The organism is Enterococcus sp. DIV1283b, assembly GCF_051710965.1.
Lineage (GTDB): Bacteria > Bacillota > Bacilli > Lactobacillales > Enterococcaceae > Enterococcus_B > Enterococcus_B lactis.
Genome location: NZ_JBIOLR010000001.1, coordinates 875,001 through 900,560 on the forward strand (window position 1 = coordinate 875,001; position 25,560 = coordinate 900,560).

Annotated in this window: 26 protein-coding genes; 25 read left to right on the plus strand and 1 reads right to left on the minus strand. The window is 39.3% G+C overall.

Annotated elements, in window-relative coordinates; translation table 11 throughout:
* The first annotated feature begins 109 nt into the window (after nt 1-109).
* The 22 genes from secA (at nt 110) to IGJ53_RS04290 (ending at nt 22,157) form a co-directional block, all read left to right on the plus strand.
* A complete protein-coding gene (secA, locus tag IGJ53_RS04185) occupies nt 110-2,644 on the plus strand; it encodes a preprotein translocase subunit SecA (protein WP_002400544.1) in 2,535 nt (844 codons plus the stop codon).
* 126 nt (nt 2,645-2,770) lie between these two features.
* Nucleotides 2,771-3,872 (plus strand): peptide chain release factor 2 gene (gene prfB, locus IGJ53_RS04190; protein ID WP_096948712.1). Its coding sequence is split into 2 segments (ribosomal slippage): nt 2,771-2,842 and nt 2,844-3,872, totalling 1,101 coding nucleotides; the frame shifts between segments, so codons are not numbered across the junction.
* Between the two features lie 104 nt (nt 3,873-3,976).
* Nucleotides 3,977-4,663, plus strand: a complete 687-nt coding sequence (gene ftsE, locus IGJ53_RS04195; RefSeq protein WP_002292768.1) for a cell division ATP-binding protein FtsE — start codon at nt 3,977-3,979, stop codon at nt 4,661-4,663.
* Nucleotides 4,656-5,540: a permease-like cell division protein FtsX gene (gene ftsX, locus IGJ53_RS04200; RefSeq protein ID WP_002292767.1), complete on the plus strand. Its 885-nt coding sequence runs from the start codon at nt 4,656-4,658 to the stop codon at nt 5,538-5,540. Before ftsE ends, ftsX begins: the two co-directional genes overlap by 8 nt.
* 151 nt (nt 5,541-5,691) lie before the next feature.
* Nucleotides 5,692-7,140, plus strand: a complete 1,449-nt coding sequence (cls, locus tag IGJ53_RS04205; protein WP_438749635.1) for a cardiolipin synthase — start codon at nt 5,692-5,694, stop codon at nt 7,138-7,140.
* Between the two features lie 336 nt (nt 7,141-7,476).
* Nucleotides 7,477-8,334 (plus strand): phosphate ABC transporter substrate-binding protein PstS, encoded by an 858-nt coding sequence (locus IGJ53_RS04210; RefSeq protein ID WP_002400540.1) that lies wholly within the window; start codon nt 7,477-7,479, stop codon nt 8,332-8,334.
* Nucleotides 8,335-8,448: 114 nt separating this feature from the next.
* Entirely contained in the window at nt 8,449-9,369 is a 921-nt protein-coding gene (gene pstC, locus IGJ53_RS04215; protein ID WP_002292761.1) for a phosphate ABC transporter permease subunit PstC, read from the plus strand.
* Nucleotides 9,369-10,253, plus strand: a complete 885-nt coding sequence (pstA, locus tag IGJ53_RS04220; RefSeq protein WP_149558188.1) for a phosphate ABC transporter permease PstA — start codon at nt 9,369-9,371, stop codon at nt 10,251-10,253. Before pstC ends, pstA begins: the two co-directional genes overlap by 1 nt.
* Nucleotides 10,254-10,267: 14 nt before the next feature.
* Entirely contained in the window at nt 10,268-11,074 is an 807-nt protein-coding gene (pstB, locus tag IGJ53_RS04225) for a phosphate ABC transporter ATP-binding protein PstB (protein WP_002308601.1), read from the plus strand.
* Between the two features lie 15 nt (nt 11,075-11,089).
* On the plus strand, nt 11,090-11,848 hold the full coding sequence (gene pstB / locus IGJ53_RS04230) for a phosphate ABC transporter ATP-binding protein PstB (RefSeq protein WP_002292757.1): 759 nt from the start codon (nt 11,090-11,092) through the stop codon (nt 11,846-11,848).
* 12 nt (nt 11,849-11,860) lie between these two features.
* Nucleotides 11,861-12,538, plus strand: coding sequence for a phosphate signaling complex protein PhoU (phoU, locus tag IGJ53_RS04235; RefSeq protein WP_002289490.1), 678 nt, complete (start codon nt 11,861-11,863; stop codon nt 12,536-12,538).
* Between the two features lie 164 nt (nt 12,539-12,702).
* Nucleotides 12,703-13,737, plus strand: a complete 1,035-nt coding sequence (locus IGJ53_RS04240) for a YibE/F family protein (protein WP_259741675.1) — start codon at nt 12,703-12,705, stop codon at nt 13,735-13,737.
* Nucleotides 13,734-14,501 carry a YibE/F family protein gene (locus IGJ53_RS04245; protein ID WP_010732149.1) on the plus strand — a complete coding sequence of 256 codons (768 nt, stop codon included), beginning with the start codon at nt 13,734-13,736 and terminating at the stop codon, nt 14,499-14,501. The genes IGJ53_RS04240 and IGJ53_RS04245 overlap by 4 nt, the downstream gene beginning before the upstream one ends.
* Nucleotides 14,502-14,600: 99 nt before the next feature.
* Nucleotides 14,601-16,169 (plus strand): daptomycin-sensing surface protein LiaX, encoded by a 1,569-nt coding sequence (gene liaX, locus IGJ53_RS04250; RefSeq protein ID WP_259741676.1) that lies wholly within the window; start codon nt 14,601-14,603, stop codon nt 16,167-16,169.
* Nucleotides 16,170-16,344: 175 nt separating this feature from the next.
* A complete protein-coding gene (locus tag IGJ53_RS04255) occupies nt 16,345-16,665 on the plus strand; it encodes a PspC domain-containing protein (protein ID WP_002294972.1) in 321 nt (106 codons plus the stop codon).
* Complete coding sequence (locus tag IGJ53_RS04260) at nt 16,665-17,015, plus strand: phage holin family protein (protein ID WP_002289566.1); 351 nt, start codon at nt 16,665-16,667, stop codon at nt 17,013-17,015. The genes IGJ53_RS04255 and IGJ53_RS04260 overlap by 1 nt, the downstream gene beginning before the upstream one ends.
* A gap of 166 nt (nt 17,016-17,181) precedes the next feature.
* On the plus strand, nt 17,182-18,120 hold the full coding sequence (gene hprK, locus IGJ53_RS04265; RefSeq protein ID WP_002289568.1) for an HPr(Ser) kinase/phosphatase: 939 nt from the start codon (nt 17,182-17,184) through the stop codon (nt 18,118-18,120).
* 14 nt (nt 18,121-18,134) lie between these two features.
* Entirely contained in the window at nt 18,135-18,965 is an 831-nt protein-coding gene (gene lgt / locus IGJ53_RS04270) for a prolipoprotein diacylglyceryl transferase (RefSeq protein WP_002308605.1), read from the plus strand.
* Between the two features lie 43 nt (nt 18,966-19,008).
* Nucleotides 19,009-20,034, plus strand: coding sequence for an NAD(P)H-dependent glycerol-3-phosphate dehydrogenase (locus IGJ53_RS04275; protein ID WP_002340896.1), 1,026 nt, complete (start codon nt 19,009-19,011; stop codon nt 20,032-20,034).
* A 14-nt stretch (nt 20,035-20,048) separates the two neighbouring features.
* The gene (gene galU / locus IGJ53_RS04280; RefSeq protein ID WP_002291647.1) at nt 20,049-20,987 is read left to right on the plus strand and encodes a UTP--glucose-1-phosphate uridylyltransferase GalU; all 939 of its coding nucleotides are present in this window, start codon (nt 20,049-20,051) and stop codon (nt 20,985-20,987) included.
* Between the two features lie 124 nt (nt 20,988-21,111).
* The gene (locus tag IGJ53_RS04285) at nt 21,112-21,552 is read left to right on the plus strand and encodes a DUF948 domain-containing protein (protein WP_002308608.1); all 441 of its coding nucleotides are present in this window, start codon (nt 21,112-21,114) and stop codon (nt 21,550-21,552) included.
* A 2-nt stretch (nt 21,553-21,554) separates the two neighbouring features.
* Nucleotides 21,555-22,157, plus strand: coding sequence for a YtxH domain-containing protein (locus IGJ53_RS04290; protein ID WP_002400529.1), 603 nt, complete (start codon nt 21,555-21,557; stop codon nt 22,155-22,157).
* A gap of 61 nt (nt 22,158-22,218) precedes the next feature.
* Here the strand turns inward: IGJ53_RS04290 and IGJ53_RS04295 are convergent, their stop codons facing one another.
* Nucleotides 22,219-23,322 carry an aminopeptidase P family protein gene (locus IGJ53_RS04295; RefSeq protein WP_149558185.1) on the minus strand — a complete coding sequence of 368 codons (1,104 nt, stop codon included), beginning with the start codon at nt 23,320-23,322 and terminating at the stop codon, nt 22,219-22,221.
* A 209-nt stretch (nt 23,323-23,531) separates the two neighbouring features.
* On the opposite strand from IGJ53_RS04295, the gene ccpA reads away from it, so the two are divergent.
* The 3 genes from ccpA to IGJ53_RS04310 all read left to right on the plus strand — a co-directional run bounded on the left by ccpA (nt 23,532) and on the right by IGJ53_RS04310 (nt 25,536).
* A complete protein-coding gene (gene ccpA, locus IGJ53_RS04300) occupies nt 23,532-24,533 on the plus strand; it encodes a catabolite control protein A (protein WP_002291653.1) in 1,002 nt (333 codons plus the stop codon).
* A gap of 353 nt (nt 24,534-24,886) precedes the next feature.
* Nucleotides 24,887-25,282, plus strand: coding sequence for a hypothetical protein (locus IGJ53_RS04305; protein WP_259741677.1), 396 nt, complete (start codon nt 24,887-24,889; stop codon nt 25,280-25,282).
* Entirely contained in the window at nt 25,279-25,536 is a 258-nt protein-coding gene (locus IGJ53_RS04310; RefSeq protein ID WP_259741678.1) for a hypothetical protein, read from the plus strand. Before IGJ53_RS04305 ends, IGJ53_RS04310 begins: the two co-directional genes overlap by 4 nt.
* The last annotated feature ends 24 nt before the right edge of the window (nt 25,537-25,560 follow it).

Genomic DNA, 25,560 nt, shown 5'->3' on the forward strand with positions numbered 1-25,560 from the left:
ACTTTAATACGATTAAGATATTTCAATTATCTATAACTAATGATAAAATGAAAAGTAGAGTCTACATAGTCTGGATAATACACAGAAGGAAAAGGAGATTACACAACGCATGGCCAATTTGATTCGTTCACTTATCGAAAACGATAAGAAAGAACTAAAACGTTTAGATAGCATTGCAAAAAAAGTTGAATCATACGCTGACCAAATGGCAGCATTAACTGATGAACAATTACAAGCAAAAACTGCTGAATTCAAGGGCAGATACCAAAAAGGAGAAACATTAGATCAATTACTTCCGGAAGCTTTTGCAGTCGTTCGGGAAGCAGCAAAACGTGTATTGGGGTTATATCCATACCACGTACAATTGATGGGTGGGATCGTGCTTCACGATGGGAATATCCCTGAAATGCGTACTGGTGAAGGTAAAACCTTGACCGCAACGATGCCGGTGTATCTGAATGCTTTGACTGGCGAAGGGGTCCACGTAGTTACCGTCAATGAATATTTAGCAACCCGTGACTCGACGGAAATGGGCGAGCTTTATAATTTCTTAGGATTGACAGTTGGGTTGAATATCAACTCAAAATCTTCGGATGAAAAACGCGAGGCTTATAATTGCGATATCACTTATAGCACGAATAATGAATTAGGATTTGACTATTTGAGAGACAACATGGTCGTTTATCGCCATCAAATGGTACAACGTCCGCTGAATTATGCCATTGTCGATGAAGTTGACTCAATCTTGATTGATGAAGCGAGAACGCCGCTGATCATTTCAGGGCAAGCAGAAAAATCAACAGCTTTATATACAAGAGCAGACAACTTCGTGAAACGTTTGAAAGAAGAAGAAGATTACAAAATCGATGTACAATCAAAAACAATCAGTTTAACGGAAGCAGGGATCGAAAAAGCTGAAGAAACATTCGGTTTAGACAACTTATATGACATTGAAAATACTGCATTGACCCATCACTTGGATCAAGCATTGAGAGCCAACTACATCATGCTTTTAGACATCGATTATGTTGTTCAAGATGGAAAAGTATTGATTGTTGACCAATTTACGGGCCGGATCATGGATGGACGCCGTTATTCAGATGGTCTTCATCAAGCAATCGAAGCTAAAGAAGGCGTAGAGATCGAAGACGAAACGAAAACGATGGCGACGATTACTTTCCAGAACTATTTCCGTATGTACAAGAAACTTGCAGGGATGACTGGTACAGCTAAGACAGAAGAAGAAGAGTTCAGAGAGATTTATAATATTCAAGTATACCAGATTCCGACAAACCGTCCGGTCATCCGTGACGATCGTCCAGATTTGCTTTACCCAACATTACAAAGCAAGTTCCATGCTGTCGTACAAGATATCAAAGATCGCTACCGCAAAGGACAGCCTGTCCTAGTCGGAACTGTTGCGGTTGAAACATCTGAGTTATTATCAGATATGCTGAATCAAGAACGTATTCCTCATGAAGTACTGAATGCGAAAAATCACTTTAAAGAAGCAGAGATCATCATGAATGCGGGTCAAAAAGGCGCAGTGACGATTGCTACCAACATGGCTGGTCGGGGAACAGATATCAAGCTAGGGCTTGGCGTAAGAGAACTTGGTGGCCTAGCAGTTATCGGGACAGAACGACATGAATCTCGTCGTATCGATAACCAGCTTCGAGGACGTGCAGGACGTCAAGGAGACCCTGGTATGTCACAATTCTACTTGTCTTTAGAAGATGATTTGATGAAACGATTCGGTTCAGAACGAATCAAAGCTTTCTTAGATCGAATGAAGATCGGTGACGAAGACGCTGTGATCCAAAGCAAGATGCTGACGAAGCAAGTAGAATCTGCACAAAAACGCGTAGAAGGAAACAACTACGACACACGTAAGAACGTCTTGCAATACGATGACGTGATGCGTGAGCAACGTGAAGTAATCTATAAACAGCGTCAAGAAGTAATCATGGAAGAAAAAAGCTTATCTAAACCACTGATGAATATGGTCAAACGGACAATCAGTCGTGTGGTAGATGCGCATACACAATTAGAAAAAGAAAATTGGAATTTGGAAAGTATCGTCGATTTTGCTGGCAGCACGCTTGTCCATGAAGACAGTATTTCCCTTACAGATATCGAAGGAAAAACCCCTCAAGAAATCAAAGAATATCTAAACGAACGAGCACAAGAAGTATTCAATACCAAAGCAGCTCAATTGAACGGACCAGAGCAGCTGCTGGAATTCGAAAAAGTCGTGATCTTACGTGTCGTGGATTCTAAATGGACAGATCATATCGATGCAATGGACCAATTACGTCAGTCAATCGGCTTGCGTGCCTATGGTCAAAATAATCCATTAGTCGAATACCAAACAGAAGGCTACAAGATGTTCGAAGATATGGTAGGTGCCATTGAATATGAAGTCACTCGTATCTTCATGAAAGCTGAGATCCGTCAAAACGTACAGCGTGAGCAAGTTTCTCAAGGAACAGCTTCTCACTCAGAAGATGGAGATGCCAAAGAAAACAGTAATACTAGCGCGAAAAAACAACCAATCCATGTGAACAAGGTTGGTAGAAATGATCCTTGTCCTTGTGGAAGCGGGAAAAAATATAAGAACTGTCACGGAAAAGATGCAAACTAATTTCTGACAGCAGGATTGGTGAGACAAATTCTTTTTTAAAGAATTCGTCTCACCTTCTTTCTGTTATTTGCCGATTCTGTTAGACTAGATATAATGAAAAAAGTATAGTGAAAGAAGGAAAAAAACATGGAAATATCCGAAATTCGAAATCTCCTGACAGAAATGCAGGAAAAGGTCACAAGCTTCAGGAGGTCTCTTTGACTTAGACCAGCTGGAAGAAGACATTGCGGAAGCAGAAGCAAAAATGGCTGAACCTGGTTTTTGGGATGATAGCGAAGCTGCTCAAAAAGTGATCAGTGAAAACAATGCAAATAAAGAGACCTATGATCAATTCCATTCTCTTGCTGAAGAACTGGAAGAAATCGAATTGATGGTGGAGATGTTGCAGGAAGAACCTGATGCAGCAATGCAAGAAGAAGCAGAAACACGTATCAATGCGCTAGATGAAAAAATGAAGACGTATGAATTATCTATGTTGTTAGACGGTCCTTATGATCGAAACAACGCCATCGTCGAATTGCATCCAGGGGCTGGCGGAACGGAGTCCCAAGACTGGGGCAGCATGCTTTTACGCATGTATACACGCTGGGCAGAGCAGCATGGGTATCAAGTAGAGACACTAGATTATCAAGCAGGTGATGAAGCAGGAATCAAGAGTGTGACCCTACTGATCAAAGGACACAACGCATTTGGTTATCTGAAATCAGAAAAAGGTGTTCATCGCCTTGTACGTATCTCGCCTTTTGACTCAGCGAAACGACGTCATACTTCTTTTTGTTCGGTAGATGTGATGCCAGAGCTTGATGAAACGATCGATATAGAAATCAATCCAGATGATTTGAAGATCGACACATATCGGGCAAGTGGCGCAGGTGGTCAGCACATCAATAAGACAGAATCCGCTGTACGAATCACTCACTTGCCTACAGGAACAGTAGTAGCGAGTCAGGCGCAACGTTCACAATTGAAAAACCGTGAACAAGCGATGGGGATGCTGAAAGCTAAGCTTTACCAATTAGAAGTGGAAAAGAAAGAACAAGAAGCAGCTGCACTGCGAGGAGAACAAAAAGAAATCGGCTGGGGATCACAGATCCGTTCTTATGTTTTCCATCCATATTCTATGGTAAAAGACCATCGGACAAATGTAGAGACAGGAAATGTCCAAGCTGTTATGGACGGAGATCTTGATTTATTTATTGACGGCTATTTGAAAATGCATCTGCAATAAGAGCCCTTTGTTAAATTGAAATAAAATTGTAAGATTTTGCAAGCAAGTTGAAACATTGCCATGCTATAATAGCTAAAGACTGAAAAAGATATGGAGAGAACGCCATGATTGAAATGAAGGATGTAATGAAGAAGTACTCAAACGGTACCACTGCTATCCGCAATCTCTCGATTGTCATCGAACAAGGAGAGTTTGTTTATGTTGTTGGTCCGTCTGGAGCTGGTAAATCTACATTCATCAAATTGATGTATCGAGAAGAAAAAGCTTCAAAAGGAACTTTGAACGTCGCAGGTCATGATCTAATAGCCATCAAAAACCGCGAAGTTCCTTATCTACGCAGAGAAATCGGCGTGGTGTTCCAAGACTATAAATTATTGCCAAGAAAAACAGTATATGAAAATGTTGCGTACGCCATGCAAGTTATCGGCAGAAAACCTCGGGATATCAAAAAACGAGTAATGGAAGTGCTGGATCTTGTTGGTTTGAAACACAAAGTGCGAGTCTTTCCTAGCGAATTATCTGGTGGGGAACAACAACGTGTTTCTATTGCCCGAGCAATCGTAAATACGCCTAAAGTACTTATCGCGGATGAACCGACAGGGAATCTGGATCCGGAAAACTCATGGGAAATCATGAAACTATTAGATCGGATCAATGCACAAGGAACAACTGTCGTGATGGCTACACATAACAGTACGATCGTAAATACGATTCGACACCGAGTAATTGCTATCGAAAACGGCCGCATTATTCGAGACCAAGCGGAAGGGGAATATGGATACGATGATTAGAACCTTTTTCCGCCATTTATTAGAAAGTATCAAGAGTTTGAAACGTAACGGCTGGATGACAGTCGCTTCAGTCAGTGCGGTAACGATCACGTTGACTTTAGTTGGCGTATTCATGGCGGTCATCATGAACGCAACCAAATTAGCACAAGATATAGAAGGAAACGTGGATGTATCTGTGTTCGTAGACATTGGTACAAAAGACGAAGAGATGAAAAAACTAGAAAAAGAATTAAATGACTTAGATCATGTCAAAAAAGTCGAATTTTCAAGCAAAGAACAGGAATTGAAGAAAATCCAAAACGAAATGGGTGATTCTTGGAAATTGTTCGAAGGGGATAATAACCCGTTATATGATGTATACGTAGTAAGTGCTACCGATCCTTCTTATACAAAACAAGTAGCAGAAAAAGCGGCAGATTTGAAGAATGTTTCCCGTTCTGATTACGGTGGGGCTTCCTCAGATCGGATTTTCCAAATTGCTGGTGCAGTTCGAACATGGGGATTAGTTGCGGCGGCATTGCTGTTGTTTGTAGCAATGTTTCTCATTTCTAACACGATTCGAATCACGATTTTATCTAGACAGCGTGAAATCCAAATCATGCGTTTAGTAGGGGCAAAAAATGGATATATCCGCTGGCCATTTTTCCTTGAAGGTGGTTGGATCGGCTTAATCGGTGCCATTCTTCCGATACTGATCATTACATTTGGTTACGCATGGTTTTACCAATTGATCAATCCGTCATTATTACGATCTCATTATTCATTGATCCATCCAGAAAATATCGTTTGGAAAATCAATCTTTTGATGGTCGGTATTGGTGTGATCATTGGTTCACTCGGCTCGATCATCTCTATGAGACGTTTCTTGAAATTCTAGTGCCACAAGATAAATATAATCAGAAAGTTGGACGATTTCGTTCCAGCTTTCTTTTTTTATTGGCTAGGTGGAGTAAATGGGGCGGCTTTTTTTCCTTTACTTTAAAAAACAACTTGGGTATTCTTAAGTTGGTAGAAAAAGAGGTGAAGCCGTGAAAATTATCGTTGACAATTTTTTTACGATCCTTTTGATTATGAATATTTTGCTTTCCTTTATTATCATTTTTCGAGAAAGAAAGGAAACTGCGCAAACATGGGCATGGCTGCTCGTTTTGATGTTCATTCCAGTTGTAGGATTTATTTTATATATTTTTTTAGGAAGAGGGATTTCCAAAGAGAAAATCTTTGATTTGAAGATCCAAGGGAAAATCGGTAAGAATCTAGAAATCGAAGAAGACAAACAGGCATTGATGCGAGGACTTTACCCTCATCCGCCTACTGGACAAGTAGATGTGAAACAATTGATCTATATGCTTACTGTATTTGAAAGTACGCTTTATACGACTAAAAATGAAATCACTTTATTTACAGATGGTCGTGAAAAATTCGATGCGCTGATCGAGGATATCAAACAGGCAGAAGACCACATCCATTTCCAGTATTATATTTACCGCAGTGATGCATTAGGTGAAGAAGTTCGAGAGGCATTGACAGAGGCAGCAAGACGTGGAGTAAAAGTCAGAGTCCTTCTTGATGCATGGGGTTCCACACAAGTTTCTTCTAGTTTTTTTCAGAATTTAAAAAAAGCTGGCGGAGAAGTCGCATTTTTCTTTCCTCTATTCGTTCCGTATATCAATCCTCGAATCAATTATCGCAATCATCGTAAAATCGTAGTGATTGATGGGAAAATCGGATATATAGGTGGGTTCAATGTTGGAAACGAATATCTAGGATTGGTAAAGAAATTTGGTTATTGTCGAGACAATCATTTGCGTATCTACGGAGAAGCGGTTTACACCTTGCAAAACCGTTTTTTGATGGACTGGAATTCTCAGCATACAAAAGAAGTAGGTTATTCACCGGAATTTTTCCCGACCATTCATTCTACAGGTGATATGGCTGTTCAAATCGTGACAAGCGGACCAGATACCGAACATGAACAAATCAAAATGACATATTTGAAAATGATTTCGTTAGCCAAACGGGAGATATTGATCCAAACGCCGTATTACATACCGGATGGATCGATTCATGAGGCATTGAAGTTGGCTCTTCTCTCAGGCGTAAAAGTCCATATCCAAATACCTAACAAACCAGATCATCTTCTCGTTTACTGGGCAACGTATTCTTTCGCTGCAGAGCTGATCGAGTATGGGGCAAGAATTGAAACATATGAAAATGGATTTATCCATGCAAAGACGATGATTATCGATGGCGGCATCGTTTCCGTTGGTTCAGCTAATATCGACGTTCGCTCATTTAGATTGGATTTTGAGGTCAATACACTGATCTATGATGAACGAATGGCTTCTCGCGTAAGAAAAGCATTCTTTGAAGATTCAAAGATTTCGACGCATCTCACAAAAGAAGTGTATGAAAACCGAGGAATGATGATTAAGATAAAAGAAGGATTAGCAAGACTGATTTCGCCGCTCCTTTAAAATACAACAAGGACAGGAGAGCCATCAATAGATGGAGATCTCGTGTCCTTTTCTCTCGGGGCCATTTCTGAGAGTACGTCAGAAATGGAGAAAGCGTCTCGCATGAGCGAAATTAACTTTGGGGTATCTCTTGTTTTTTGGGGAAAGCAAGAAATAAGCTAATATATGCTATTAAAAGAGACACATTTCAAAGCCAGTATAGCATAGAAACTTTTAATGAGATAGCTTTTTTTGCAATTATGAGAATTTATTTTGTTATTTAATGATTTTGATTCGTTTTCATCAAGTAATGAAAATGATAGAATAAACATACTTTAGGATTAAAGGAGATTTCTAATGAAAAAACTAAAATTATTCTTACCAATAATAGGATTAGCTATTCTTTTATCAGGCTGTTCAAAGTGGATTGATCGAGGAGAATCCATTACTGCAGTTGGCTCTTCTGCCTTACAGCCTTTAGTAGAAACGGTTGCTGAAACCTACCAGACAGAAAATCCTGGAAAATTCATCAATGTACAAGGGGGCGGAAGCGGAACTGGTTTGTCTCAAGTACAGTCAGGAGCAGTCGATATCGGAAATTCTGATTTGTTCGCGGAAGAAAAATCAGGGATTGATGCTTCGGCATTAGTCGATCATCGAGTAGCAGTTGTTGGAATCACTCCTATTGTGAACAAGGATATTGGCGTAAAAGATATCAGTATGGAAAACCTGAAAAAATTATTTACGGGCGAGATCAAAAATTGGAGTGAAGTCGGTGGGAAAGATCAGCCAGTAGTTATATTGAACCGTGCATCAGGAAGCGGGACCCGTAGTACGTTTGAAAAATGGGTATTGGACGGAGAAACAGCTGTTCAGGCACAGGAACAAGATTCAAGCGGAATGGTGCGCCAAATCGTTGCGGACACACCCGGAGCAATCAGCTATGTTGCTTTTTCTTACGTTTCCGATGATGTGGATACGTTGAATGTTAACGGTGTGGAACCAACAGATGAAAATGTGACAACGAACAAATGGACGATTTGGGCATATGAGCATATGTACACAAGAGACCATCCAAAAAAACTGACAAAAGAATTTTTAGACTATATCTTATCTGAAGAAGTACAAGATAATATTGTCGGAGAGCTAGGCTATATCCCTGTTTCACATATGAAAGTTGAACGTGATTGGCAAGGAAACATTGTTAAAGAGTAATCTTTACACAAAATTTACAAACTTAGCTAAACTTTTACATGTTATTAAAACCAAATTGATGTTCAATTTGTACACTGAGTGAGTATGTTAAACCTGATTAAGGGGGAGTCATCTGTGGAAGATGTGAAAAAAGTATTATTAACAAAATCAAAACGTTCAAAAATGGAACAGCGCGGAAAATTTATTAGTTTTTTATGTATCGCGCTGATCGTGTTGGTTGTATTATCTATTTTTTATTTTGTCGCTAGTAAAGGATTGGCCACCTTTTTTACTGATAAGATCAATGTATTTGATTTTCTGTTTGGTACAGATTGGAATCCGAGCCAAATCGGAGCCAATGGGAAACCCATGGTAGGCGCATTGCCTATGATCACAGGTTCATTTATTGTGACCTTTTTATCTGCTATTGTTGCCACACCATTTGCTATTGGAGCAGCAGTATTCATGACGGAGATTTCTCCTAAAAACGGAACGAAGATCTTGCAGCCAGTCATCGAGCTACTTGTAGGTATTCCGTCTGTCGTTTACGGGTTTATCGGTTTATCTGTTATCGTGCCTTTTGTCAGAAGTATCTTTGGCGGGACAGGGTTCGGTATCTTAGCTGGTACATTTGTGTTATTCGTTATGATCTTACCGACTGTCACAACGATGACTGTGGATGCATTAAAGGCAGTGCCACGGCACTATCGGGAAGCTTCATTAGCGCTAGGTGCCACAAGATGGCAAACAATCTACAAAGTGGTGCTGCGAGCAGCAGTGCCCGGGATTTTAACAGCAGTCGTTTTTGGTATGGCTCGTGCGTTTGGCGAAGCCTTAGCTATCCAAATGGTTATTGGTAATGCGGCATTAATGCCAACAGGACTTACTACTCCTGCTTCTACATTGACGTCCATCTTGACGATGGGAATCGGAAATACAATCATGGGAACAGTTGAAAATAATGTGTTATGGTCATTAGCGCTGATCTTGCTATTGATGTCATTATTCTTTAATATCGTGATCCGTATGATTGGGAAGAAAGGAGAGCTGAAATAATGAACGCAAAACGCTCAGATAAAATTGCTACAGGTGTTCTATATGTGGTTTCAGGGATCATCGTATTGATCTTAGCAGCTTTATTACTTTATATCTTAGTTCGAGGAATACCGCACATTTCATGGTCTTTCTTGACTGAACCTTCAAAAGCCTACCAAGAAGGCGGTGGGATCGGGATTCAACTGTTTAACTCGATTTATTTGCTTTTTATTACCATGATCATTAGTTTTCCTATTTCTTTAGGTGCGGGTATCTATCTTTCGGAATATGCTGGTAAAAATTGGGTGACAGATGTGATTCGTACGTCTATCGAGATCTTGAGCTCTTTACCTTCTGTTGTTGTCGGTTTATTCGGTTTCTTGGTTTTCGTTATTCAATTCCAGTATGGTTTCTCAATCATTTCTGGTGCATTAGCTTTGACCGTATTCAACTTGCCTCTTTTGACTCGAACGGTCGAGGAATCTTTACAAGCGGTCCATTACACACAACGAGAAGCTGGATTGGCGTTAGGTTTGTCACGCTGGGAAACAGTGATAAAAGTGGTTGTTCCAGAAGCGACACCAGGAATTTTGACTGGTGTGATCCTAAGTTCAGGAAGAATTTTTGGTGAAGCTGCTGCATTGATTTATACAGCTGGTCAAAGCGCGCCAGCATTAGATTTTACGAACTGGAATCCATTAAGTGTTTCTAGTCCAATCAGCATTTTCCGTCAAGCTGAAACATTGGCTGTCCATATTTGGAAAATCAACACAGAAGGTACGATGCCTGATGGTGTTTCTGTTTCGGCTGGCGCTTCTGCCGTGTTGATCATTGCTGTTTTACTGTTCAACTTCGGCGCTCGTGCGATTGGCAAACGATTATACCGAAAAATGACTTCAGCCTAAGGAGAAGAAGTAAAATGAAAAAATATAATTGGAATGAAACAAATGTCATTACCATGCCAAAAGATAAGGAAGTAGCATTATATACGAATGATCTGCATGTTTGGTATGGCGACAATGAAGCAATCAAGGGAGTGGATCTAGAGTTCGAAAAAAATAAGATCACTGCATTGATTGGCCCCTCTGGCTGCGGAAAATCCACGTATCTTCGTTCTTTGAATCGTATGAATGATGGGATTGCTAATACGAAAATCACTGGAAAGATCATGTATAAAGACGTGGATATCAATGCACCTCAAGTGGATGTTTATGAAATGCGTAAACGGATCGGCATGGTGTTCCAACGCCCTAACCCTTTTAGCAAATCGATTTATGACAATATAACTTTTGCTTTGAAACAGCATGGTGAAAAAAACAAGAAGAAATTAGATGAAATCGTTGAAACAAGCTTGAAACAAGCAGCTTTGTGGGATCAAGTAAAAGATAGCTTGGATAAAAGTGCCTTGGCTTTATCTGGCGGACAACAGCAACGTTTGTGTATCGCTCGTGCAATCGCGATGAAACCTGATATCTTGCTGTTAGACGAGCCGGCAAGTGCCTTGGATCCTATTTCGACAGGAACGGTTGAAGAAACACTTGTAAACTTGAAAGAAGACTACACGATCATCATCGTGACGCATAATATGCAACAAGCAGCTCGTATCAGCGACTATACTGCCTTTTTCTATCTAGGAAAAGTAATGGAATATGACAAAACAAACAAGATATTTACCAGACCAAAAATTCAGGCAACCGAAGATTATGTGTCCGGTCATTTTGGTTAAGACGGAGGCCTCAACATGACAAAAGAAATTATCTCATCCAAAGATCTTCATCTGTATTATGGAAAGAAAGAAGCACTAAAGGGAATCGATCTAAGTTTCAATCAAGGTGAAATCACAGCGATGATCGGTCCTTCTGGTTGCGGGAAATCTACCTATCTACGTTCGTTGAATCGAATGAACGATCTGATTCCAAATGTAACGATCACCGGAAGTGTTTTATATAAAGACAAAGACATCTATGGTCCGAAAACAGATGTTGTTGAACTAAGAAAAGAAATCGGCATGGTCTTCCAGCAGCCAAATCCATTTCCTTTTTCTATTTATGAAAATGTCATCTATGGATTGAAGTTAAAAGGAGAAAAAGATAAAAAAGTCCTTGATCAAGTAGTGGAAGAAAGTCTGAAGGCAGCGTCCGTTTGGGAGGATGTGAAGGATAAACTGCATAAAAGTGCCTTGTCTTTATCCGGTGGGCAGCAGCAGCGTGTATGTATCGCACGTGTTTTGGCAGTGAATCCCGAAATCATCTTATTGGACGAACCAACAAGTGCACTTGACCCTGTTTCTACTGGGAAAATCGAAAGTATGCTGTTAGAATTAAGAGAGCGGTATACGATGATCATCGTGACCCATAATATGTCTCAAGCTTCACGTATTTCAGATAAGACGGCATTCTTTTTAGATGGTCACTTGATCGAATACAACGATACGAAGAAGATATTCATGAATCCAGAAAAACAAGAGACAGAAGATTATATTTCAGGTCGATTTGGATAAGGAGGAAACGGAATGCTACGTACACAATTTGAAGAAGAATTGCTGAATCTCCATAATCAGTTCTACGAAATGGGGATGATGGTGAGCAGCGCTGTGCACAAGTCAGTTCGTGCATACATCAAACACGATAAAATCTTAGCCCAAGAAGTTATCGAAAACGATATAAATATCAATAATATGGAAACGCGTTTGGAGAAAAAAAGTTTTGAAATGATTGCATTACAACAGCCAGTTACAACTGACTTGCGTATGATTATCACGGTCATGAAAGCTAGCTCTGATTTAGAACGTATGGCCGATCATGCGGTGTCCGTTGCTAAATCTACAATCCGCGTAAAAGGACAGACGAGAATACCGGAAATCGAAAAAGAGATCTCCGATATGTCCGATTACGTGAAAAAAATGGTGGACAACGTCCTAGTTGCATATGTCAAAACAGACGAAAAAGACGCGCGTACGATCGCCAATATGGATCAAAGAGTCAATGATTATTTCAATCGAATCTATAATGCAACCATCAAAAACATGCAAGAAAATCCTGAAACAGTCATCAGTGGAACAGACTATTTGAATGTTGCCAGCTATCTAGAACGAATCGGAGACTATGTGACAAACATCTGTGAATGGATCGTCTACTTGGCTACAGGGAAAATCACTGAATTAAATACGAACCACAATGAGATTTTCTAAACTGAAGTTGTGATTCTGCTGTTTATTTAGGAAAAGAGGTTGTGAAATCAGCGTTTTGAGCTAATACCGAGGGTCAGCTGATTGAACATCCTTTATTCGGGAAAAGGGTTTGTGACAAAACATGTCACAAACCCTTTTCATTATTTCAATAGAAAGGATAAAGAATGCAAAAAAAGATTGGCATCATCATCACTCTATTTTTTATTTGTATACTTGCTTCATGGTTTATTCAGCGTCAAGCTGCTCTATATGACGTACCTGTCATCGAGATCGAAAGAGTGAGAATAGAAGAGGATCAGCAATTGATTACAGGAAGATTAATGAACACGGACCAAAAAGGAGAAGTGATTTCTTTATCGGCTCCTTATCAAAAAAATCAAATCGAAACAGCAAATATAACAATAAGACAAATCTATCTTGTCCAAATGCATGGAGATGAATGGCAACTAGTAGCGAAAAAAAATGATGGTTGGCTTTTTTTCTTTACAAGTATCTTCATTGGCACCATGTTGCTTATTGGTGGAAAACAGGGCGTATTTGCTTTAGGAAGTCTCATCGTCAACATCGTTTTACTTTTACTTTTGTTGCTCCTCTTTACCAAAACAGAAGGTATCTCTCTCTTAAATATAGCAATCCTATTTGTCGTTATAGGGATAATCGTTAGTATATTGGCGTTAGACGGATGGAATAGAAGCAGTATAATCAAAATTTCGGCTGCAGTTACAAGTGTTTTTTTAGCATTTTTTATTTGTCTTTTGACAATGAATCATTGGAAAGATCAAGGACTGCGCTATGAAGAACTGAATTATCTGACACGACCGTATCGTTCTGTTTTTCTTTCCAGCGTGCTGATCGGGACAGCTGGAGGGACACTCGATACCGTGATCACAGTCATTGCGACATTAGAAGAATTGACCAAGCAACAACCGAAAATATCAGCGAAACAGTTATGGCTTTCAGGAAGGCAAGTGGGCCGAGATGTGATTGGTTCGATGGCTAATATCCTTTTATTCGTCTATATCAGCGGAGCGATTCCATCGCTTCTGTTATATTTAGGAAATCAATGGTCTTTCAAAGAAACGGTAGAACAACATTTATCATTAGAATTTTTACGCGTCATTGCTGGCAGCTTAGGAATAGTATTATCAATCCCCATCGCGGTCCTCTTTTTTCTCGCTGTAAGGAGGTTAAAAAAATGAATGTACTTATTATACTTGTTGGGATTTTTGCAATCAGTGTGCTATTTGTCGGCGGTACGCAAGGTATGTATATTCTTTTAGGATTATTCATTAATTTAGGAATCTTTTTCCTATTATTATTCGGCTATCATCAGAAGTGGCCGATATTGGTATTGTCGATTATAGGATTCCTATTGATTGCTGTGGTTATCTTATTTTTTATCAACGGTTATAATCTGAAAATGCGAGCCGCTTTTGCCAGTATACTGATCTTTTTGTTTTGTTTCCTACTATTGCTTCCTATCACTGATTTTTTAGCGATCCAAGGGTTTACTTCGATAGAACTAGAAGAACTATCTGGCTTAGATAAGACGTTAGCAATTGATTTTAGACTACTTACGAGGTCGTTGCTTCTGATCAGTCTTAGCGGTGCTGTTTTAGATGCGAGTGTAGCGATTTCTAGTGGAACATTCGAAGTATATCAGGCAAATCCGCAATTGTCTTTTAACCAATTGCGCCATGCTAGTTTTGCCATTGCTAAAAAAATATTGGCGTCAACAGTGATGACTCTTCTTTTTGCGTTTATGGGGAGTTCTTTAGCGTTGATTCTTTGGTTTATTGATTTAGATATTCCTTTTCAGCAAATAATCAATGAAAAATCATTTGTCTTGGAATATACGATGGCTATCCTTACCACATTGGCCGCACTACTTGTCCTGCCCTTAACTTGCGTGACTACAGCATATCTCTTTACAAAAAAGAAAGAACATCTCAAGATGGAGTAAAAGTTACAACTTAAGTCCTATGACATTTTTACTGAATCAGTGCATAATATGGATGTAAGGAAAAGCTTGCAAACAATTTTGCTTAAGGAGGCAATTTCCATGAAAGAAAGAGAACGTATTTTAGACTTAGTGAAAAAAGGAATCCTTTCGACTGAAGAAGGCTTAGATTTATTAGAAAGCATGGCAACTGAAAAAGACGAAAAACAAATCAAAAAAGAAGCAGACAAGGTAACTGCTAGTCATAAAGAAAAAGATCAGGCAAGTCAATTGATCGATGAACTTGAAAACGGTGAAGAAAAAATTTCTGAGCCAGTTGATCCAAAAGAAAAAGAAAGACAAGATCAAGAAAACTTAGAAAAGATCTTAGATGAACTAGCAACTGAAGCGAATAAAACTTCGGCGCGTCTAGACGAAGTAAATGCTCAATTCGCTGACAATAAGGCAGCACGCAATGAGAAACAGGAAGCATTGATGCAGCTGAATACAAAAGAAGAATTAGGCGAGTTGACAGAAGAAGAATTAGCACAGCGTCAAACGTTAGAAGCAGAAATCAAAGAGTTAGAAGCAACCGGCGATACACTATTAGAAGAACAATTGAAGCTGGAAGCAGAATTAAAAGATATCCGTAAGAACCAATGGTCTGAGAAAAAAGAAACGTTTACGGATAAGTTTGAATTGCCAGATGATTGGAAAGATCAAGCGACAGACACGCTGAATCAAGTAGGCGAAAAAATGTCAGAAGCTGGATCACAGTTAGGCAAATTCTTGAAGAAAACATTCCAAACTGTTTCAGAAACAGTAAATGACAACATGGAATGGAAAGATGTTAGCTTACGTGTCCCTGGAATTGCGACAACGAAATTTGAACACGAATTTTACTATGAAGCTCCTGCAGCAAGTATCCTTGATATCAAGGCAGCAAACGGAAACGTGACGTTAAAAACGTGGGACAGTGATGATGTGAAAGTGGAAGCTAAGATCAAACTTTACGGAAAGATGGGTGCTGAACCATTTGAAGCATTCTCTGAACGGAGTCAGATCGAGGTCAATGAAGATCATATCTCCTTCCAAATTCCAAATAAGCGTGTGCGTGCAGACCTTGTTTTCTACTTACCTAAACGAGTATACGACCATGCAGCTATTAAACTTCTAAATGGCAACATCATGATTGAGACATTGGAAGCTAAAGATATTTATACAAAATCTACGAATGGGAACATCATCGTAGACCAATTAACTGCAACGATGTTGGAAGTAGAAGGTGTAAATGGCAATATCGATATTCGAAACGGGAACATCTTAGATTCTATTATCGAAACAGTAAACGGAACAGTGACATTTGGTGCGACACCAGAAAACCTTTCGGTGTCTTTAGTAAATGGTGATGTACGTCTTACGATTAAAGAAGATAATTTGAAAAAAGTAGAAGCAAGTTCAGTGAACGGGAATGTCAAAGTTGCTTTACCAGATAGCATCGGTTTGGAAGGACACGCTAAAACAAGTCTTGGAAGTATCAACAGCCGTCTGTCCAATTACGAAGTAGTTCGTGAGAAAAAAGAACGGACAAACCAAATGTTGCAATTCCGTCGTGTTTCAGATGAGGAAATCGCGCAAGTGCAACTTTCAACGACAACAGGAAGTATCTATTTAAAAGATACAGATAAATAAAGAAGTTGTGAAAGAGATGTTCAGCCTTGAGCAATAAGAAGCGATTTTGTAAAATAGCTTCCCCTATTTTACAAAATTATGCCTTATTGCTGATAGGCTATCTCTTGAACACCGATTAAGAAGAAGGTTGTCACAACGATTTTCTTCATTTAAAATAGTAGAACAGAGGTGAGACATGATGAAAAAAAAGTTGACAAAATCCAATAAAAATGTTGTTTTGACAGGTACTTTAGCAGGAATTGGGGAATATATCGGGATTGATCCGACTGTTATCCGTGTGCTTTATGTATTCCTAAGCTTAGTTGCTTTTGGAAGTCCAATCATTTTATACATTTTATTAGCTTTGATTATCCCATCTGCGCGTTCTGCACGAACAAACTATGGACATAACAATGCATATTATGAAAAAAACAATTATCGTGAACAAACTCGTGAACAAACAAAAAAACGCAAAGAAGCGGAAAAAATCGATGATGACGAATGGAGTGACTTTTAATGTCGTACTTTCAGCGTATTTTGGTTAATACGTTAACATTCATATCGTTGGCTGTTCTTTTTCCTGCGATGGTCCATGTGAGCAGTATTTGGACGGCCGTTCTTGCCAGCTTCGTATTATCTGTGTTGAACATGTTTGTCAAACCGATTTTGACGATCCTGTCCCTGCCCTTTACATTAGTCACATTAGGATTGTTTACGTTTGTTATCAATGCAGCGATTCTTAAAATGACTTCCTTTTTTGTAGGAGCAGAACATTTTAGTTTTTCTTCATTTGGTGCAGCATTGTTAGTAGCTATCTTGATGTCACTTGTCAATGTAATTGTTAGTGAACATAACAGCAGAAAATAAAAAAAAGCTGTGCCGAGATCTCGGCGCAGCTTTTTTGTTTAGAATCAAGAATGCGTTTTCTATTACATTGGTAATTAAATAAAAACGTTTTTTTTAATTGGTAGTACTTTTGGCTAGACAATGATAAAATGATAGAGAACACTCTAATAGAAATGAGGTAGCATGAATGTCAGAAGTTGTAAAAGTTAGCCAATTAGTAAAAAAATTATCTTTAGAAATCGTCACAGGCGACGAGAAAAGTTTAGACCGCGTCATCGTGACTGGGGACATCTCACGCCCAGGACTAGAGTTGACCGGTTATTTTAATTATTATTCCCATAATCGTTTACAGCTATTTGGCAGTAAAGAAATCAGTTTTGCGGAACGGATGATCCCAGAAGAGCGTTTGATCATCATGAGAAGATTATGTAGTGAAGATATGCCCGCATTTATTATTTCAAGAGGATTGCCGGCTCCGGAAGAAATGATCCAAGCAGCCAATGAAAATGGGATAGCTGTGCTGCGTTCGCCCATCTCAACATCCCGGCTACTAGGTGAATTATCTAGTTATTTAGATGGGCGCTTAGCCCCTCGAACAAGTGTCCACGGTGTGTTAGTCGATGTCTACGGATTAGGTGTACTAATTCAAGGTGACAGTGGGATCGGGAAAAGTGAAACGGCGTTGGAACTGATTAAGCGCGGACATCGATTGATTGCAGACGATCGAGTAGATGTCTATCAGCAAGATGAACTGACGGTAATCGGAGAACCTCCTAAAATCCTGGAACATCTGATTGAAATTCGAGGAATCGGGATCATTGATGTAATGAATCTTTTCGGTGCGAGTGCGGTACGAGGCTCTATGCAAGTCCAGTTAGCTGTTTATCTAGAAGCATGGGCGAAAGATAAGAAATACGACCGTTTGGGCTCTGAAGACACGACCGTTGAAATCGCGGAAGTGGGCATTCCACAAATAAAAATCCCTGTCAAAACAGGACGAAACGTTGCAATCATCATTGAAGTAGCCGCGATGAATTTCCGCGCACGTACAATGGGCTTTGACGCAACGAAAACATTTGAAGAAAGATTAAGTCGCTTGATTGAAGAAAACTCAGGCAATGACTAGCAAGGAGTGACAATATGTTAGCACAAATCAATCGAGTTGCTTTTGAGCTTGTAGGAATTCCTATCTACTGGTATGCATTGATTATCGTATCAGGAATCATTATTGCCATGTGGCTCAGCAGCAGAGAAGCTGTTCGGGTAGGATTAAAAGCAGATGACGTGACAGATTTTATGTTGTGGGGATTGCCGATTTCCATTATTGGTGCCCGCCTGTATTATGTTTTATTCGATCTTCCCCAATATATAGCTGATCCAATCCAAATATTCAATATCCGTTCAGGAGGATTAGCGATTTACGGGGGATTGATTGCAGGTGCAATCACACTGTACTTTTTTACCAAATATCATTTTATTTCTTTGTGGACCTTTTTAGATATTGCTGCACCAAGTGTATTACTGGCGCAGGCAATCGGACGATGGGGAAATTTCATGAACCACGAAGCGTATGGTCCAGACACGACTCGAAGTTTCTTAGAAAGTCTGCATTTACCGCAATTCATCATTGATAACATGTATATCGAAGGGATCTATCGACAACCAACCTTTCTTTATGAATCGCTTTGGAGTTTGATTGGATTTATTCTGCTTTTGGTTTTGCGGAAGAAACCACATCTTTTGAAAAAAGGAGAAGTCCTTTTATGTTATCTAATGTGGTATAGTTTCGGACGTTTCTTTATCGAAGGATTACGCACAGACAGCCTTTACTTTTTAGGTGTGATCCGCATTTCTCAATTATTGTCTGCTGTTTTATTTGTCGGCACATTGATTCTGTTTATTTGGCGTAGAAAAAAAGGAAATTTACCGGATTATGACCGCTCATTAGGAAAAAATCAACAAATTATTTGATTTTCAGAGCGTTAAAAATGAAAAAAATTTCAGGAGTGGTAAAATGAATTATAGAGTAGCGGTTTTAGGACCAGGCTCTTGGGGGACTGCTTTGGCACAAGTCCTCGCTGAAAACGGACATGACGTTCGGATTTGGGGACATCGTGCTTCACAAGTAGAAGAAATCAACACCCAACACACCAATCAACGTTATTTACCAGATCATCATCTACCCGATTCCATCCGAGCATTCACCGATATGGAAGATGCAGTAAAAGATGCAGATGCGGTACTATTCGTTATCCCGACGAAAGCAATACGTTCTGTTGCAAAAGAACTAGTTGCCAAATTGAATACGAAGCCAGTGATTATCCATGCAAGTAAGGGATTAGAACAGGGAACGCATAAAAGGATCTCTGAAATCTTGTTAGAGGAAATCCCGACAGAAAAAAGAAAAGCTGTTGCTGTTCTTTCTGGTCCAAGCCATGCGGAAGAAGTAGCAAAGCATGACATTACGACGATCACAGCGGCAAGCACAGATGCAAAAGCAGCAAAATATGTACAAGAGCTGTTCATGAACCATTATTTTCGAATCTATACCAACCCTGATGTGATTGGTGTAGAGATGGGGGCAGCTTTGAAAAATATTATTGCCATTGGAGCTGGTGCTATTCACGGCTTAGGGTTTGGTGATAATGCAAAAGCGGCAATCATGACGCGCGGATTAGCTGAGATCAGCCGTTTAGGTGTAGCAATGGGTGCCAACCCGCTGACCTTTATTGGCTTAAGCGGAGTAGGCGATCTAGTCGTTACTTGCACAAGTGTTCATTCCAGAAACTGGCGCGCAGGCAACTTGTTAGGACAAGGACAGCCTCTAGAAGAGGTGCTAGCCAATATGGGAATGGTTGTTGAAGGTGTGAATACTACTCAAGCAGCGATGGAACTAGCCCAAATGATGGAAATCGAAATGCCCATCACTCAAACAATCTATGAAGTGCTGTATGAGCAAAAAGAAATCAAAACAGCCGCAAAAGAAATCATGTTACGTGATGGGAAAAAAGAAAATGAATTCTCATTAACAATTTTTTGAAGGAGCGAATGTAGATGAAAGTAAAAAAAGCAGTTATTCCAGCAGCAGGATTAGGAACAAGATTTTTACCAGCAACAAAGGCGATGGCAAAGGAAATGTTGCCAATCGTGGACAAACCAACGATCCAATTCATCGTTGAAGAAGCGTTGAAATCAGGAATCGAAGACATCTTGATCGTTACAGGAAAAGCTAAACGACCAATCGAAGATCACTTTGATTCAAATATCGAATTAGAAACAAACCTAAGTGAAAAAGGAAAAACCGAATTATTGAAATTAGTAGAAGAAACGACAGATGTCAATTTGCATTTTATCCGTCAATCTCATCCAAAGGGGTTAGGACACGCCGTTCTTCAAGCAAGAGCCTTTATTGGAAATGAACCGTTTGTCGTTATGCTAGGCGATGATATCATGGAAGACGAAGTACCATTGACACAGCAATTGATCGATGACTATGAACGTACACACGCTTCTACCATTGCCGTTATGCAAGTTCCTCACGATGAAACTTCAAAATACGGAATTATCAACCCAGGGGAAGTACTGGAAGATGGGTTATACAATGTCAAAAACTTTGTTGAAAAACCAGATCCAAGCAAAGCACCAAGTGATTTAGCTATTATTGGGCGTTACTTATTGACTCCAGAAATCTTTGATGTATTATCAGAACAACAACCAGGTGCTGGAAATGAGATCCAACTAACTGACGCAATCGATACGTTGAATAAAACACAACGCGTATTTGCCCGTAAATTCACAGGTAAACGTTATGACGTTGGTGACAAATTTGGTTTTATGAAAACAAGTATTGAATATGGTCTGACACATCCAGAAGTAGGGGCACCTTTGCGTGAATACATCATGTCTTTAGGTAAAACATTAGAAGCAGAAGGAAGCAAGATCGATCATAATCCAAAAGGAATAACAGAAATCAAAGAAGAAAAGAAAAAATAATCTTTTTTTCTAACGAGCTTCAGCTGCTAATTGAATAAAAAGTAGTTGAAGCTCGTTTTTATTTGTTTAAAAAACACGAAAATGCTATCCTTATAGAAAAGAGAGACAAGAAGGGAGTTTGATCATGTCAGGAGGAGAAATTGCAGGATTGATCGCAGCAATCGCCTTTGCGATACTTGTCGTTTTCATCGTTCGCGTATTGTTGCAAGTTTCCAAAACTTTAGAAAAAGTAGACCAGACTGTCGCAGAAGCAAATACGACAATTGAGATCGTCACACAAGACGTAGATCTTTTATCTAGACAAGTAGAAGGCTTGCTGGTCAAAAGTAATGAGCTGCTCTTGGATATCAATGGAAAAGTCGCAACGATCGATCCATTGTTCACAGCAGTTGCTGATTTAAGTGAAAGTGTATCGGAACTTAATCATTCTAGTAAAAACATCGTGACGAAAGTCGGCGGAATCGGAAAAACGACAGCTAAAGCGACTGTTGCCGGAAAAGTCGGTGGAACAGCGATGAAATTTTTTAAAAACAAAAAACATACTGAAACGACAGGAGGAAAATAAGAATGGCTAAAAAAGGTGGATTTTTATTAGGTGCAGTAGTTGGAGGTACAGCCGCAGCAATCGCCGCATTATTGTTAGCACCCAAATCTGGTAAAGAACTTCGGGATGAATTGGCTGCTCAAGCAGACGATCTGATGGATATGGCTTCAGATTACACAGATATGGCAAAAGAAAAATCATCTGAGTTAACAGGGATTGCAAAAGAAAAAGCGCAAGATCTTTCTCAACAAGCAGGGGATCTAGCAGGCAATGTTAAGCAGAAGGTAAGTGAATCAGCAGAGGAAGCAGGAAGCGAATCAGATGATATCTTGTTAAACCTCAAAGAACAATCAGCTGATTTATCTAATCGTTTCAAAAAAACAGCAGAAGATCTGAAAAAACCAGCAGACGAATTAGGAAGTATTGCTAAAGATACTTCAGAAGATATCATGATCGATGTAAAAGATGCTGCAGGTAAAGCAGGAGAGACGGTCAATGAAGGAATGTCAGAAGCAAAACCAGTTGCAGATGACACAAAAGAAATGTTGAAAATGGCAAAAGAAGATGCAAAAGAAGCTAAAAAAGAAATGAAAGATACAATGACAGATTCGACTACCAATCACTAAGAATACTCATTTCTAGAATAAAAAGGTGAGAGCGGACCAGCTCTCACCTTTTTTATTTTCATTACTCTAAAACAAGTAATTCTTTTGGTGTAGTCGTGAATGGCACACAACCATCACTTGTCACATACACACAATCTTCGATACGTACCCCTACTTTTTCAGGAATATAGATTCCTGGTTCAAGAGAGAAGCACATCCCTTCTTCGATCACTAAGTCGTTTCCTTCTACAAGAGAAGGGAATTCGTGGACGGTTGTCCCGATTCCGTGACCTAAACGGTGATTGAAATATTCGCCGTAGCCATAGCTGTTGATCACGTTTCGTGCGATTTGATCAAGTTCACCTGCTGTCACACCTGGGCGAACTGCCTCTTGTGCGGCAAGCTGTGCTTCAAGAGTGATGTTGTAGATTTTTTCTTGGAATTCTGTTGGTTTTTTATAAGCCACTGTACGAGTAGCATCACTGCAATAGCCATTCCAAACAACGCCAAGATCGAATAACACTAGTTCATTTGGTGAAACCTTCGTGCTTCCTGGTGTACCATGAGGGCTTGCAGCATTTGCTCCTGCAAGGACTAATGTGTCGAAAGACATTTGTGAAACACCTTGTTTTTTTAATTGGTATTCGATTTCTGCGATAATTGCTTGTTCCGTTACGCCTTCTTTTACTGTTTTGAAGCCAATTTCAAAGGCAACATCGGCCCATTTACCAGCTTCGATCAGTTTGTCTTTTTCTTCTACCGTTTTGATCAGTTGCAGGCGCTGGATAATAGAAGTTAGATCGGTGTAAGAATCTGTACCTGTCAAGATATCAGAGATAGCATCGAAGCGATCGACAGTCAGAGCATTCTTTTCAATCCCTACATTACCAGGTTGCCCATAGCGTGCGCGAAGCTCTTTTCCGATGATTTCCCAAGGGTTTTCGCTGTCTAAGTAGCCACGTACATCGTACGCCCAGCTGCTGTTTTGAGCATCTTCAACTTCCAGAGCAGGAGTGAAAAGGAAAGGATCTTGTTCAAGAGGGATAAAAAGAGCTAGTACACGCTCGTGAGGATCACTTTCATATCCGGAAAAGTAAGCGATGTGGCCAGGGTCGCTGATATAAGCCAATTCTACTTGGTGTTGTGCCATCCATTGACGTAGTTCATTGATTTTTACGTTATTCATTTGGCAACCTACTTTCTAAATTAATTTTGTATTCAATAATTGTACCACTGATTGATTAAAAGACCAACGTTCTTAAAACTGAAAAAAGTAAAAATTTTCATGAAAACAGAGATAAAACGGTTGCAATTGTTGAGATTATTTGATATCCTATTTTAGAAATGTAAGACGTATTTTCAGAAAACATATAAAATATGAATAGGAGAACACAAATGGAAAAGCAAACAATCACTATCTATGATGTAGCGAGAGAGGCAAATGTTTCGATGGCTACTGTTTCACGTGTCGTAAATGGCAATCCAAACGTCAAACCAGCAACAAGAAAAAAAGTCTTGGAAGTTATCGATCGCTTGGATTATCGTCCAAATGCAGTCGCACGTGGCTTGGCAAGTAAGAAAACAACAACAGTTGGCGTAATCATTCCTGATGTCAGCAATATGTTCTTTGCCTCTTTAGCACGTGGTATCGACGATGTGGCAACAATGTACAAATACAATATCATCTTAGCAAACTCAGATGGTAACGATCAAAAAGAAGTCAATGTATTGAATAATTTATTGGCTAAGCAAGTGGACGGTGTGATCTTTATGGGTCACCATATCACAGACGAAATCCGTGGAGAATTTTCACGTTCAAAAACGCCTGTTGTACTAGCTGGTTCCATTGATCCAGATGAACAAGTAGGGAGCGTAAACATTGATTATGTATCAGCAACAAAAGATGCAGTAAATAAATTAGCAAAAAGCGGCAATAAAAAAATTGCTTTTGTCAGCGGTGCGCTGATTGATCCTATCAATGGTCAAAACCGTCTAAAAGGCTATAAAGAAGCATTAAGCGAAAACAATCTACCATATAGCGAAGGATTGATCTTTGAGGCACAATACAACTTTAAAGATGGTCTGTCTCTAGTTGACCGGATTCATAATAGCGGTGCAACAGCTGTCTATGTTTCAGACGATGAATTAGCCATTGGTATCTTGGATGGTTTATTAGACCGCGGCGTAAAAGTACCAGAAGAATTCGAAATCATCACAAGCAACAATTCTTTACTGACAGAAGTAGCTCGTCCTCGTTTGACAAGTATCACACAACCATTATACGATTTAGGAGCGGTATCCATGCGCCTATTGACGAAAATGATGAATAAAGAAGAAGTCGAAGAAAAAACGATTATCTTGCCTTATGGAATCGAAGAAAAAGGATCAACTAAATAATAAAAGATCAATCATTTAAAGGTTGTTCCAAAAGTGGTCAACTTCTGGAACAACGTTTATTCGAGAAAAGGGGTTATGACAAAATTTTGTCATAACCCCTTTTTTTTGTGACTTTAAAAAAAGAGAGAATGGCGGAAACAAACCTTACGTCCATCGTATACGACACAATCTGTGCGTAGATGCTACATTTTGTTCACTACTATCAAAATTACTTTAAAATGAAAACGTGATAAAAAAGAAAGTAGAAAAGTAGATAAGTAACTCTAAAAAATTCAAAAAAATCCAGGCTCGATTGCGTACTTATCTTAAAGGAGAAACAATCCATCATACCTAACCCGAAAGGAGACTTCTATTTGCCTAAGAAAAGCCGAAAGACCATAGTCATCATTTTGACCATTCTTACTATAGGAATCGGAGGGAAATTTTACATGGACAAAAGAGAAGTACAAAAACAGCAAGATTTACTCGCAGTAGAAAAACAATCCGTCAAAGTTTTGAAAAATACTTTTGCGGATATCAGGGAAGTGAAGGTAGAAGAATTTAAAAAAAACCCTGTCACCGGAAGTTATGGTGCACTTGTGACAATGACAAATAATGAAGGGAAATCTGTTTATTTTGATTATTTTTTTTCAAAACAAATGAATGAAATTAGCAGTTATGGCGTAGAAAATGAAGAAATACAAAACGAAGGGGTTACTACTCCTAAAATAAGAGTTATTTATTCTAATGGAGAGGCGGAGGAAGTGTGACAGTAAAAGACGAAGAGTATAGATATATAAGTGAACATGTTTATTGGATAGATCCTAAACATCCACAATACAGCAAAACTTATAAGGAAGGGGGAATAAAAAAAATCGGCAATACAAAATTCCAAATCCTAAAAATCAAAGACTCATTAGACGGCATGCAGGCGATGGCTGTAGCACCAATCGTCCATAGCAAATTGGAGAATAAAAATTTCAAAAATAAAAAAATTCCTGCAAACTTTCGCGTACTTAAATAATGAAGGTGTCAATACTTACATAAA